At 59.6% G+C, this 13,433-nt stretch carries 11 protein-coding genes; 10 read left to right on the top strand and 1 reads right to left on the bottom strand.

The window, feature by feature from the left end:
- Positions 1–20 precede the first annotated feature (20 nt).
- The 10 genes from AWB79_RS24970 (at position 21) to AWB79_RS24925 (ending at position 10,123) form a co-directional block, all read left to right on the top strand.
- Entirely contained in the window at positions 21–2,654 is a 2,634-nt protein-coding gene (locus AWB79_RS24970; protein WP_061170214.1) for a VirB4 family type IV secretion/conjugal transfer ATPase, read from the top strand.
- A gap of 2 nt (positions 2,655–2,656) precedes the next feature.
- Positions 2,657–3,319, top strand: a complete 663-nt coding sequence (locus AWB79_RS24965) for a TrbJ/VirB5 family protein (RefSeq protein WP_374728563.1) — start codon at positions 2,657–2,659, stop codon at positions 3,317–3,319.
- A gap of 250 nt (positions 3,320–3,569) precedes the next feature.
- Positions 3,570–3,965 (top strand): flagellar basal body-associated FliL family protein, encoded by a 396-nt coding sequence (locus tag AWB79_RS38455; RefSeq protein ID WP_074169423.1) that lies wholly within the window; start codon positions 3,570–3,572, stop codon positions 3,963–3,965.
- Positions 3,966–3,967: 2 nt separating this feature from the next.
- A complete protein-coding gene (locus AWB79_RS24955; protein ID WP_061170213.1) occupies positions 3,968–4,828 on the top strand; it encodes a TrbL/VirB6 family protein in 861 nt (286 codons plus the stop codon).
- Positions 4,825–5,499 carry a VirB8 family type IV secretion system protein gene (locus AWB79_RS24950; RefSeq protein ID WP_061170123.1) on the top strand — a complete coding sequence of 225 codons (675 nt, stop codon included), beginning with the start codon at positions 4,825–4,827 and terminating at the stop codon, positions 5,497–5,499. Before AWB79_RS24955 ends, AWB79_RS24950 begins: the two co-directional genes overlap by 4 nt.
- Before the next feature lie 78 nt (positions 5,500–5,577).
- Complete coding sequence (virB9, locus tag AWB79_RS24945; RefSeq protein WP_374728565.1) at positions 5,578–6,303, top strand: P-type conjugative transfer protein VirB9; 726 nt, start codon at positions 5,578–5,580, stop codon at positions 6,301–6,303.
- Between the two features lies 1 nt (position 6,304).
- Complete coding sequence (locus AWB79_RS24940; protein ID WP_061170121.1) at positions 6,305–7,555, top strand: TraB/TrbI/VirB10 family type IV secretion system protein; 1,251 nt, start codon at positions 6,305–6,307, stop codon at positions 7,553–7,555.
- A gap of 10 nt (positions 7,556–7,565) precedes the next feature.
- Positions 7,566–8,588 (top strand): P-type DNA transfer ATPase VirB11, encoded by a 1,023-nt coding sequence (virB11, locus tag AWB79_RS24935; RefSeq protein WP_061170120.1) that lies wholly within the window; start codon positions 7,566–7,568, stop codon positions 8,586–8,588.
- Positions 8,575–9,495: a lytic transglycosylase domain-containing protein gene (locus AWB79_RS24930; protein ID WP_198399091.1), complete on the top strand. Its 921-nt coding sequence runs from the start codon at positions 8,575–8,577 to the stop codon at positions 9,493–9,495. Before virB11 ends, AWB79_RS24930 begins: the two co-directional genes overlap by 14 nt.
- A gap of 40 nt (positions 9,496–9,535) precedes the next feature.
- The gene (locus tag AWB79_RS24925; protein WP_061170119.1) at positions 9,536–10,123 is read left to right on the top strand and encodes a hypothetical protein; all 588 of its coding nucleotides are present in this window, start codon (positions 9,536–9,538) and stop codon (positions 10,121–10,123) included.
- Positions 10,124–10,429: 306 nt separating this feature from the next.
- Here AWB79_RS24925 and AWB79_RS24920 read toward each other — a convergent pair whose 3' ends face one another.
- Positions 10,430–12,742 (bottom strand): two-partner secretion domain-containing protein, encoded by a 2,313-nt coding sequence (locus tag AWB79_RS24920; protein ID WP_061170118.1) that lies wholly within the window; start codon positions 12,740–12,742, stop codon positions 10,430–10,432.
- Positions 12,743–13,433: the final 691 nt, after the last annotated feature.

Raw genomic sequence — 13,433 nt, 5'->3', positions numbered from 1 at the left:
TCTTAAAGGAGAAGTTCGACATGTCGTTGTCGATGCCGACGCCAGAAGGTGCCGTCGCCGACGCCAGGGAAATGGCCCTGAGCGACATGATTCCGTACACGGTGCACTACGACGATGAAACCGTCATCACCAAGGATGACGGCTTGCTGCAGGTCATCAAGCTCGACGGTCTCCTTTTCGAGTCGTTAAGCGCAGCCCAAGTCAAGCAGTTCGAGCGCCGTCGCAACACGGTGCTGCGTTCGATCGCGAATAGCGACCGTGGCGTGTACGTCCATCTGGTTCGTCGCAAGATGAATCAGTATCCGACAGGGGAGGGCGGCACGTGGCTCGCGCAGCGCTTCAATCAAGCTTGGCGGGAGCGTTATGAAGCGCGCTCGTTCTTCGTGAACGAAATTTACATATCCATCGTCCGTAACCGTTTCCGGCAAGGTGCGCCCGGTGTTTTGGACCGGCTGTTTTCACTCATGTCGAGCGCGAGCGTGACGAAAGAGGATCTTGAGTCGTTCGAAGATCAGGCAAAAGACCTCAACGATGCTGCCAACTTGATCGCGCAAACGTTGTCGAGCTACGGCGCGCGCAAACTAACCGTTCAACGCAGGCCGGAATTCGTACGTGAGCGCGTCAGTCGAACCGATGCGCAGACTGCCATCGAGCGGTTCAAGCTGGGATGGCACGAGTTTCAGGGCTTACACGGCGACCACGACGCGTATAGGCGCGATGACGTGCTCGACTTCCTCGGTGCCGACTACACCGAGATAGGGGCCTTCCTGCACTACCTCATCAATCTGGAAGACGAGCGCGTACCGCTAACTGAGCTGCAGCTCGACCGCACGCTCGCGGTGTCGTATCTCGATTTCAGAATGGTCAGCAACATGATGGCCGTTCAGAACCTGAGCGGTACACGCGCCGGTGCCATGCTGAGCATGGCTGAATGGCCTTCGCGCACGCCGTCGCGCATGCTTGACGAATTCCTCCGTCAGCCGGTCGAATACATCATCACGCAGTCGTTCTTCTTTACCGACCGGATTACAGCCGAACACGATATGAAGCAGGAGCGTCGGCGTATCGTGGTCAATGACCGGGAGGGTACGGCGGACGAAGATAGGGACGAGATCACCCAGGGTTTGCAAGACCTGACTCGTGGTCGATCGGTGAACGGCCTGCATCACCTAAGCATGCTCGTGCACGTGCCGGCGACGACGAAGTTCGGTGATCCCACGGAGAACAAGCGGCAGACGATCGCCGAGCTGGATGCAGCAGTTGGCCTGCTCAAAAAGGCGTTCGTCAACCTTGGCGTCAAGCCGGTGCGCGAGTGGTTCGCGGTGGAGACCTTCTTTTGGGCTCAGTTGCCTGGGCAGGCGCAACACTTCATGGGGCGCCGCGGCAAGATCAAGTCGAGCAACTTTGCTGGATTCGCCTCGTTGCATAACTTCGCGGTCGGGAAGATCGACGGCAACCTATGGGGGCCGGCCATCATGCCGTTCGAGACCCAGAGCGGCACCGCCTATTACTTCAACTTCCATCGTGAAATGGAAGGGATGGTGGCAGGTCATACGGGCTTTGCGGCGGACACTGGAGCGGGTAAGACGACCTTGTTGTCGGCGTTGATCACGATGGCCGACAAGGCTCGGCCACGGGTGTTCTGGTTTGACAACCGCGAGGGGGCGAAGGTCTTTATGTGCGCGATGGGCGGCCAGCACACAACGCTCACGGTACAGGGCAGCACCGGCTGGAATCCGATGAAGCTACCCGACACACCGGAGAATCGCGCCTACCTGGTTGAGCTGCTTTCGCTGATGCGTACGTGCTACGGCGGACGGATCACGCCCGACGATATCGAGCGCTTCAAGAGGGCCGTTCAGGAAAACTACGAGCTGCCGGAAGAAGACCGTCGTCTACGTAATGTTGCGTGGTGTTTCGGTCAAGCCGAGCTGGCAAAAGACATGCGCATATGGCACGGCGCGAACGGTCACATGGGTGCGAATTGGGGCGTGTTCGACAACGCGCATGACAACATCGATCTGAGCACCTGTCGGCACTACTGCTACGAGATGCGGCAACTCATCAAGGACGGCGTGGCGCGGCCCGAACTCCCGGTCGTGCTGAGCTACCCGTTTCATCGCATCGAGCAAGCGATGAACGGAGAGCCGTTCATCCTGGTCTTGGAAGAAGGCCAAAACCTGGTCAAGCATGCATATTGGCGCGAGAAGATCGACAGCTACATCATGCAGATTCGGCGCAAGAACGGGTTGCTGGTCTTCGTCACACCTGACGCGAAATATCTATACAGCGAAACCGACTCGATTCTGAAGCAAACGGCAACGAAGATCTATCTGCCGAACAGCGAAGCCAGGCGGACTGATCTCGTGGACGTGCTTGGGCTGACGGCCGCGGAATATGAGTTCGTGCGGGACACGCCCGTCGAAAGCCGCACATTCCTGATTCGACGCGGGAATGAGTCGATCAAGGCGAAGTTCGATCTATCAGAGCTGCCCGAGTTCATCCCAGTGTTTTCGTCGAACGACAAGGGCGTGGCGCTCATGGATCAAATCATTCGTGAGTTGGGAACCGATGATCCCGAGCAGTGGGTACCGGTGTTTATGGCACGTTCGATTGCCAAGAATACGCACAACCTCAAGCGCCCAGGAGCATGACCATGAGAAAAGTCCTCGTTGTCGTCACGATGATCGCTTCATTTGGCGCGCCGGTGCCGGCTTTTTGCACGGGTATCCCGACATTCGACGCCGCAACGATGATTCAATTACAACAGCAGTTGACGCAGATGCAGCAGCAATACGAAACGCTCAAGAGCCAATACGCCGCGATCACCGGTAGCTACGGCCGCGGGCAGATTGGTCTGAATCAAGCGATGAGTTCAGCGTCGGTGGTGCCGGGCTCGTGGCAAGAAGTCGTGGCGCAACAGCAGAGTGGGGCGTTTGGCGCCAGGCAAAGCTACTACGAAAAGCTGATCAATACCATGCCGCAAGATCTCTTTGCTGATCCACAGGCGCAAAATGCCACGACCTACAAGATGAGCACGGACTCGGTGCGGGCCGCGATGGCTGGCGGCGATACCTTGTATTCGGAAGTGCAGACGCACCTGAATAATCTGGCGGTGATGAGCCAGCAAGTCGATTCAACGAGCAACATCAAGGACGCGCAAGACCTACAGAACCGCATTTCGAGTGAAAACGGCATGTTGCAAAGTGCGATGGCGAAGCTCAATGCCATGAACATGAACCTGCAAGCGAATATGCTCAATCAGCAGAATCAAGCGACCGCAGCAACACAGAAGTATTTTCGTCGCACAGGCCAGTAGCCTTTTCCGCATGCAGTAAGCACGGACGTCAAGGGAGATCGCCATATGAAAATCCTATTCGCTTTCTTGCCGGCGATACTGACGTTTTGGCCACTCCTCAAAGTTCTCCAAAAAGGGTGGCGCCTTTTCGTGGTGTTGCTCTTCGTGGCTCTGGCGACCGGTTGCACGAGTACGTCAAACAAGTTCGACAAGTCGCCGTGCGCATGTGCCTTCCAGAACCTCAATACGTCCTACTTCGGGAGCAAAGCCGATGCGTAATCTCTGGATGATCGTCTCGGGGCTCGCGGTTGTCGTCGCGATTGGTGGGGCTGTGTACTACTTCTTTCCGAAGCAGCCGATGAACCCTGAAGTATCAAGTGCGGCGCCTCTAGCGCCGCCATCGGGCAGTAGTGTGCTTGTGGTGCCTGCGAGCAATCCTCTATTAACCGCTGACAAAGCGCAACTGGAACAATGGGTTTCCCTGTATCCAATTCGATGCGGCGAAATTGTCTTCGAGAAAGTGGACGCAAAGTCCAGGAACTTCAATTTCTGTGTCGGCGAGATCAGGAGGCGGGTTACTCACGACACAGGCACGGCGATAAATCGAGAAGAAGTTCTAGATGCAAACGTGCGGGCACATTGGCGCTCGGTGATGGGGAGCAAATAGCCATGTCGGCCTTGACCCTGCAGGGCTTGGTCGGTGCGGCCGACGGTGTCACGCAGTCGTTTTTAACGCAAACGTATCCCGCTATCGCGGGGGCAATCTCGGCACCGATCTACCTAGCTGCGATTCTCTATTGGGCGCTTTTTGGCTACAAAGTCTACGCTGGTCATGCACCGATGCAGTGGAAAGATGTATTGGCAAAGTGCGTGATGACAGTAGCAGTATTCAGCACCCTTAGTTGGGGAGCGTTAGCGCAAGTGATCTACAGCGCCTTCTTATCGTTCATGGAAGGCGCGGCCGCCACGATCATGGCTGGAAAGCCAACGGCGGAGATGCTCGACGCACTATGGGGCAATGTGGAAGCTGTATCGGAACGCCTTCGCAGCGTGAACCTTTATCAGTTTGCGATGATTTGTGACGGAATTTTGCTTTTCGTTGTGAATTGCAGTTTGTTCGTTCTCGCGCTGATGTACATGACGATCGCCAAGTTCGGCCTTGCTATCACGATGGTCCTTTGTCCTCTCTTCATCGGTTTCCTAATGTTTGAAGAAACGCGGCGGTGGTTTATGAACTGGGTGAGCAAGATGCTTACCTTCTGCTTTATCTATATTCTCGTGATCGCCATTGTACGTTTCGGCTTTCTTGCGTTCGGCGATGCGATTGATGTTGCGGGGCAGGCGGCGCAATCGGACGGCTTTGCTACCAGTGAGCAAACCGCACAACTCGTCATCGTTGAGGGCGTCTTGATCCTATTCATGTTGAGCGTCCGCAGCTGGGCATCGGCGTTGGCCGGCGGTGCCTCGTCGTCGACCGGCACGCTAGTGATGTTCGCCCGCATGATGATGTCAAGAGGCGTCGGCAAATGAAATTCGGCAAGCGAACATTTCTAGGAGACACCAAGACCCAGGCCGCGCAGTTGGGCGGCTCGAACAAGCTGAAGCAGGAGCGCAACCGTGCGTACCTATTCATTGGCCTTCTGCTGTTCGTCGTCGGCGGTCTGGCAAGTGCGGTCACGGTCCTCGCGACCGTTCACACGGTCATTCCGGTGGTGTCGGTCATCGACGCGAACGGCCACGTCGTGAAACAGCAGGTCGTCACACGAGAAACGATTACGGGGCAGGAAAGCTTTGTTCAAAGCCAGGTGTACGACTTCATCATGTATTGCAACACGTTCGACCCTGACTGGAGACAACGTTTCGCTGATCTCTGTCGGCTGCACTCAACAGAGCCAATCGCGGCGCAATATGACGCAGAGACCAGCCCCGATAATCCGACCAACCCGTATTATCAACTTGGTCCGGGTGGCCGTCGCTATCCAAAAATCACCGGCATCACCTCGCTGGGAAAAGACGCGTATCAGGTGTCGTTCCAGTCGATCATCGAAAAGCCGGGTAGTGCCCCCAAGATTGATTACTACACGGCGCTCGTTCGCTACACCTTCACGTTCAAACCACTCGTGCTTGGTGATCGCTGGGAAAACGCCCTGGGCTTTGCCGCCACCTCATACCGCAAGGATCAGGAACTGAGCCGCCAATAGCCGGCTTGCATACGGAAACGGACCATGAAAATCAACGCAAACCTTGTTGTTGCCATTGCCACCGGCGCGTCGATTTCGATGGTCTTGGTCCCCGCGTACGCCGCGAAGTCGCCTCATTCGGTGGTGACGGATGATCGCGTCAAGCAGGTGCCATACGATCCAAACCAGGTCTATGAAATCGTCGGGACCTATGGGTATCAGACGTCTATCGAGTTTGCTAACGATGAGACGGTCAAGGTGGTGAGCTTAGGTGATTCGATTGCATGGCAGACGGTTCCGTACCAGAACCGGATTTTCTTGAAGCCAGTCGAACCCAACGCGGCCACGAATCTGACGGTGATCACCGACAAGCGCACCTACTATTTCAAGCTCAATAGTTCGAGAAGCCGCGCCTCCATGACGTTCCTCGTGCGCTTCGTCTACCCGAACGCGAACACCAACACCTATGCGGGTGCGAGCGGTTCACGCCGCGCGAGTAACGGGCTCGATTCCTCCCGGCTCAATCTCGATTACGGCACGTCGGGCGACAAGACCGCCATTGCACTGAGCCGGGCGTTCGACGACGGCCAGTTCACCTACTTCCTGTTCGATCAGAACGCCGAGATCCCCTCGGTGTACACGGTGGGTCCCGACGGAACAGAGTCGATCGTCAACACACGGCGAGAAGGGCAATACCTCGTGGTCGAACGCACGGCCAGTCTGTTCACCTTGCGTAACGGCAATTCCCATCTCTGTGTGCAGAACAACGCGAACCCGTATCGGCGCGGGACGAGTACTTCAATGCGTCCGGTTGGAGACCACTGACATGGCCGATCGACTCGACAGGCCGCACGAAGACCGCGAGGCGGCCGTGCGCGAGTGGGAACAACAGACTCACACTTCGTTGGTCGCCGACGGTCGGAAGACCAAGCTACGCGGGATCGCGATCGCCGTCGTTGCCGCGGCGGTGCTGGGCGCCGTTTGGTATCTCAAGCACGGCGCGAGCGAACGCGCGGCGGCGTCTGGCGGGAGCGACCTCAGCATTCCCGAGCGGAAACCTGTGCCCAAGCTCAAGCGTCAGGAATTGGCCAGCGCCGCGGCAGTGGCCTCCTCTCCGGCCACGACGCCGGTTAGCGCGACGCAATCCGATGACCCGTTGAGAGCCCAGCGCGAACAGATGGAAATGCAGCGTCAAGAGCAAGAGCGGCGCATGTTGGAAGCGCGCATGAAGTCAGCCATCATTCCACCTAACTCGACGAACGCGACCAATTCGACATCTGCATCTGCTCAACCGGTCGGCGGCGAGGATAGCGAGGGGGGCGAACGAGGGCAAGCGAATACGGGTGCGCTCGGCGCCTTTCGTGGGGGTAGCGGCGAGCGAGGCGGTCAGGACGCGAACTCGCGCTTCGCGCGTGCGGTGTCGGGCAACGGCGTGGCGGTGAGCCGGGCCAATCAAATCGATGACCTCCCCTACAAGGTCTTGCAGGGCAAGGTCATCGAAGCGGTGCTTGAACCACGCGCGATCTCCGATCTGCCAGGCATGGTGTGCGCGACCGTTCAGCGCGATGTGTACGGCGCGCAGGACCGAAACAAGCTGATCCCGTGGGGCTCACGGGTGTGCGGAGTGTACAGCGCCGAAGTACGCAAGGGCCAGGACCGGCTGTTCGTAATCTGGAACATGGTGCGGCGGCCGGATGGCGTGCAAGTGGCGCTGGATAGTGCAGGAGGGGACCAGCTCGGCACGGCCGGCATGGGTGGCATCGTGGACACGCATTTTGCCGAAATTTTCGGCATGTCCGCGCTGCTATCGATCATCGGCGCTGGCGCGTCGAACGCCGGCGTGAGCTCGGGCGATCAGTACAACTCGGCCGCGGCTTACCGCCAGTCGGTGCAGGAGGCGGCTGCCCGAACCTCGGAGTCCGTGCTGCAGCCGTACATCAATATCCCGCCCACCATCACCGTGCCGGCCGGCTCCCGTGTTCGCATCTACGTGAACAAAGATCTCGACTTCGCGTCGATCTACAAGGACGAAATCGAAGCGTCGAAGCATGCCGACGGTGTGACGTTCATACAGTGAGGATCACGCGATGTCGCAGATTGCGTCCTTCCGGGCCAAGCTCGCGCCGATTGTGGGCTATCTCGATGATTCCGCGGTCACTGAGCTGGCTGTCAATCGACCGGGAGAGCTCTGGCTGGGGCGGCAGGGCCTGCGGTATATGGAGCGAGTGCACGCGCCGGATTTGAACTACCCGTTGCTCGAGTCCTTAGCCGATGTGACGGCGTCTTACACGAATCAGGAAACCGACCGGGAGCGGCCGTTGTTGGCCGCGACAATTCCGATCGATCTTTCCGATGGTGTCGCCGATGCGGAGCGTGGCGGTTACCGCGTGCAAGTGGTTCGGCCGCCGGCGGTGGAGGAACAGACCATCGCCCTCTGTATCCGCAAGCCTACGCTGCTCGATATTGGACTATCGGAGTACAGCAAGCAGGGCGCGTTCACTGATGTGAACCAGAAGGTAGCGAACGAGACGTATTCGGATGATCGCTTACGGGAGTTGTACAAGGCCCGCGAATGGGAAGATTTCTTGCGTGGCGCGGTTCGCGCGCACAAGAATATCGTCATTTCTGCCGGCACGAACGCCGGCAAAACAACCTTACTGAATGCGCTCCTCAAAGAGATTCCCCACCATGAGCGCGTCGTCACGATTGAGGACTCGCGCGAAATCCGGCCGCCACAACGGAACTGCTTGCACATGCTTTATTCGCGTGGCGGGCAGGGCGTGGCCAAAGTCTCCGCGGTGGACCTGCTGGAAGCGATGCTGCGACTCACGCCGGATCGCCCCATCATGGGCGAGCTGCGCGGCGCGGAAGCCTACTCCTATCTCGAACTGCTCAACTCGGGGCATACCGGCTCAATTACGACGATTCACGCCGATAGCCCGAGCTTGATGTACGACCGGCTCGCGCAGATGGTGATGCGCTTCGGCACACCGATGGGCAAAGACCAGATTATCGGCTACGCCCGCTCGCTCATCCAGGTGGTGGTTCAATTCAAGCGCGGTGGGGACGGTCGTCGCTATGTCTCGGAGATTCAGTATGAAGGCGCCTAAGCTGCTCCCAATGATCACCAGCTTACTGGGCGCCGTTCCGTGGTGTGCTGGAGCGCAAACGCTGACGCAGCCCCTGTCGTTTGAAAAATTGGCGGCCGAGTGCGCGCCGGACGTCGATCCGATCACGCTCAGGGGCGTGGTAAGTACCGAATCGTCGTGGAACCCCTATGCGATCGGCGTCGTGGGCGGCCGCCTCGAGCGTCAGCCCCGTAGCCTAGCCGAAGCGGTGGCGACGGCCCGTGAGCTGGAGCGGCAGGGCTTTAACTTCTCGTTGGGTCTGGGGCAGGTCAACCGCTCCAACTTCGCCCGGTATGGCGAGCGGTATGAGACCGTGTTCGACCCGTGCCGTAACCTCAAGGCGGGCGGTGCGATTCTCAAAGATTGCTTTCTTCGGGCCAAGGCGCAGATCAGTGACGATCAACGCGCTTTGCGGGCCGCGTTCAGTTGCTATTACTCGGGCAACTTCACGCGCGGCTTCCGATCGGAAAAAGCCGGCCAGTCGAGCTATGTGCAGAAGGTCGTTGCGAACGCCATGGAGGCCGCTCCGCCGATTCCGATTCCGGTCGTACCGGCTGTGAAGCCCGAAGGCTCCGAGGGTCCAGTGGCCGTTCACCCAGCTACTCGGCCGACGACGCCCATGGCACGCGCGGCGACGGCGCAGTGGGTCATCTTTGCGGAAGGGGCGCAGGAGAGTGACCAGCCTGCCGCGTCCGCGATTGCGGGGTCCAGCAAGGGTTCCGCCGTGAAGGTCCAATTCATGACGCCGAGCGCTGCAGCGGCGCCGGCGGTTACCGAAACTCGGGCCGAGCAAGTGCCGACGTCACAGGAATCGCAGGCCGTACCGGCGCGACGGGCGACGGCAAACAGCGCGTCGCAGGACGCCCCGTTCGTTCGGTTCGTGAATTGAGCGCTTTCTTGCAAGCAACACGCGCCTCGGAGAAAATACCATGAAGAAACTGATCGTCGTGCTGTTCATCATCGGCGTTGCCGCATCCGCACACGCGTCCGAGTACGGTTGCAAGGTGCTGCTGTGTCTAGCCAATCCAGCGTCGAACGGTGGCCCGAAAGGAGTGTCGGACTGCGTTCCGCCAATCGATCAGCTCTATCACGATCTCGGCAGAGGTCGGCCATTCCCGAAGTGCGATCAAGCGGACGGCAATGATGGCTCGAGCTACGCGCGAGAGGTCTATGACGCGTATGACCCTTGTCCAGCCCCGCTACAACCTGCCGTGCGCGGATCGGTTGCCGTGCAAGGGCATCAGAGATCGGGCGACAATGCGCCGGGATCGTGGGGCGGCGATGGATCATTCGAACAGACGGGACAGCCGCAGGTATCCGAGATCCAGAACGACTACGCCTATAGCACGGGTGCGCGGGCGTGCGTCGGCAAGCAGCTCGGCTCGTACACGACCGGTACCTACGACAATGCGTACACCGTGAACGTCTTTGACAAAGTGCTGTGGCAGCCCGCGCAGAATCCGCGAGCCATCGACGTTTTCGTTGATCGGACGTGGCAGCAGCGGGTGCGCTACTAGGAGGAGGGCGCCGGCACTTGGACCCATGCCTGCCGGACGCCCCGTTGTGTTCGGAGCTCCGGTCAATCGCCAGGCGATCTGTCCAGCAGACCTCGGCGTTTGCCGATGTACGATGAGGCTATCTTTTACGTCAGCAAACTGGGGGGTGCCGACTTAACGTCGTCGCGAAGCGGGACGGCCACCTCGTGCATTCGCCAACTCACAGTTTCGACCCTCTTCTTCCGCTCGCCACTTGTCCGAACGAAGGTCGCATCCTGAATAAGTGCGGTCGCTAAATGAGGCGACGTTACGGGCCGCAAAGGGTTCTCAATGCGCCGTCAGTTGCCACCGCAATACGGGATACGTCGCGCCGGCGGGCATCGCCCAGACGCCTGACGGCCCGAAGTTCCACGACACGAAGCTCGCCGGATTGCTCATCTGCGCAGTGGTCAGTCCGTTCGTCGGGGGCGGCGCGCTGCCGCCCTCTGCGAAATGCACCGCGTTCGGGTGATTCGTGGTTTCCTTGTTCCAGTAAACGTCGTTGCGGATCGTCCCCGAGTTCATCGTGGCGATGGCGCCATAGGTATCGGGCGTGGGTCGATCACTGGACCACCCCACGGCAAAAGACTCCTCGATTACGCCCGTGCTGGCGTTGTATTCGACCAGTGCGCCGTCTCCTACCAGCGAGCCGACACGGCCCGTGCCATACGATTGCTGAATGAGCCCGGTGTTCACGCCGACCAGACCTCCGCCGCTCCCATGTGAGCCGCCGACGTTGATCGAACCGCTCGCATAGGACTGCACGATCCAGCCATCGTTCTGGTTGACGAGACCACCATAGGAACCATTGCCGCCGACCGATGCGCCGCTCCACGACCGTTCTATCGTGCCCTTGTTCCACCCGACGAGACCGCCGCCCCCGATGCCGCCGAACGGCGCACCCGACCCGACTCCACCGGTTGACCATGCATACGCGATGACGCCATCGTTGCGGCCGGCGAGCGCGCCGTAACTGCCGCCCATACCGCCCTCGACGCTGGCGTTCGCCACCCCGAGGTTCCGCACGACGCCGCCCGATCCGATCACGCCGAACATCCCGGCATACCGTACGTATCCCTGAATTGGGACCTGGATATTCAGGTTGCTGACGACATGGCCGAAGCCATCGAACTGCCCGGCAAACGGTGCGGTGTCGGCCGGGGCGATCGGATTGAAGGAGGTACTCTGCGTCGTCTTCAGGTCGATATCCTTGCCGAGCGCGTAGTTGCCCTTCAGATCGCGCGACACATTCCCGAGGTCCGTGGCGTTGTTCACGAGCTTGTACGCCGTGATCTGCGTGACGTAGCCGCTGAAGGGCAAGCCCGGCCAGCATCGATTGGCGAGCAGAGTGCCGGCCGAATAACTACTGTTCATGTCGTAGAACAGACTGACGATGCCGCTGCTTCGCGACCAATCGATCGTGCCTTGATTGCCGGCGCCGCCGCCGTTGTTGACACCCGTTGCATCGGCGCGAACGGTCAGATTGCCGCCGCCGATGTTGCGAATACCCGCACCGGGGACGATCGACACGCTATGCGCGGCATTCAGCGCAAGCGATGCGCCGCCTTGCCACTCGACGTTGCCGTTCACTGTGATATCGCCGTTCGCGCCTGTCGTCATAACGTTCGTCGATGTGCCCTTGCCTAGGCTGCGCGAGATGGCACTGGCAGCGTTCCCGTCGATCGTGAATATCGGCGCGCTCAACGTCCAATGGCCCGCAAGCACCGTCGCGTTGCCAATGTCGAGCGTCGATGCGCGCGTGTCAACGGCACCGCCGCTACCGTCCGCATTCGTCGCGATGATCGTGCCGTCCGCATGAACTTCGCCCTTGTCGGCGACGAGCCAGACGTGACCATCGCGGGTCGTAGTGCCGGTCGCACGTATCGCAGCGCTGTTGCCCGCGAGGGCATACACGTTGCCATCAGCCGCTTGCAAGCTGGCTTGCGCCGCCTCGATCGTGCCCGCGTTTATCACCGTGCCACCGCTTCCTGCTTGCACGAATACCTGTTGCCCGCCGGACGCGTCCTGCAACAGCACCTGATTGCCTGCCACCAGTTCAACCGTTCCCTTCGGCGCATCGATGCTTCCGGCGTTAATCACCGCCATGCGCGACACGAGCAACACGTCGCCGCCGCTCGAACCGATTTTGCCGAGATTGATTACCGCACCGTTGCCTCCGCCCGAAAAAGTGAGCGGCCCGCCTTGCATGAAGGCGTTCGGATCGATAGTCAGGGCCGATGCTACGAAGCGCCCGCCCGTCGCGATCACGCCGTTGGGAGCCACGAGCACACCCTGCGGATTGATGAGATAAACGCTGCCGCTCGCGTGCATTTGCCCCGCAATCGCGGACGGATCGCCGCCCGTCACCCGATTGAGCGTCGCGCCGCTGCCGTTGTTGAAGGTCACCGTGCGCGACGACCCGATCGAAAAGTTGCGCCAGTCGATGACGCCGCGCGACGACGTCTGGTTGATCGTGACCGACTGGCCGCCGGTCACTATAGCCCCGCTGCCTGCGACGAACTGTCCCCCGCTCGGAAGCGGCGGAGCGGCGTATCCAGCGATGGCGTAGGCAAACGTCAGGCCGAGCACGAACGATCGCATCGGGCAATAACTTTGACTTGGGGCGCGAATACATGAACACGACGCCGAGCGTTGCATGTTTCCCTCCTTTGCCCTGACAGCCGCACCCAGCGGGCATCCAGTCACCGTGCAAGCGTAGCTTATCCAGTCATGAGCGGATAATAGTCCGGAAGTCGGCAACGTGTACGTGATCATTTGAGGTCGCGACCATCTCTTGTGCGGCGGCTACGATCCTTGATCACTTGCTCGACGACGCCCAAACTCTGTCTCCTGTACCTGCGGGGGCAACGGGCCGTGCGCTGAACGGCCGAAGCTCGGCAACGGAAGCAAGTCGTAGGCGCTCGCTACCCGTCGGTACTGCCCGCGTATTCCGAATGACAGTTTACTGAGTTGACCGGCCTTCTGAAGGTGCGAGCGATGCCACGAAACAAGGTCCCTTCATGGCCGTTTGTTCGCTTTCAGACAGATCATAGAAAAAGCTCACGCGAGCGACCTAAATGTCAGCTCTGTAGAAGGCTCATCGAGCTGCTGTTCTCGGCCATGAAGAGACGGTCGCCGACATCGAGGCAGATGGCCGCTATTCGGTCAAACGGGCAGCAAAATTCGAGTGCCTCTCATGTCCTCGACGCGTCCTTTTTGAGATTGACCCGCCAAAACGGACACCTATCCTTTGGAAAAAGGGGGTGCCAAAATGGGCAAGCATCGAGCACCG

The organism is Caballeronia hypogeia (assembly GCF_001544875.2).
GTDB classification, from domain to species: Bacteria; Pseudomonadota; Gammaproteobacteria; order Burkholderiales; family Burkholderiaceae; genus Caballeronia; species Caballeronia hypogeia.
This window is presented reverse-complemented; position numbering and strand designations above follow the sequence as displayed.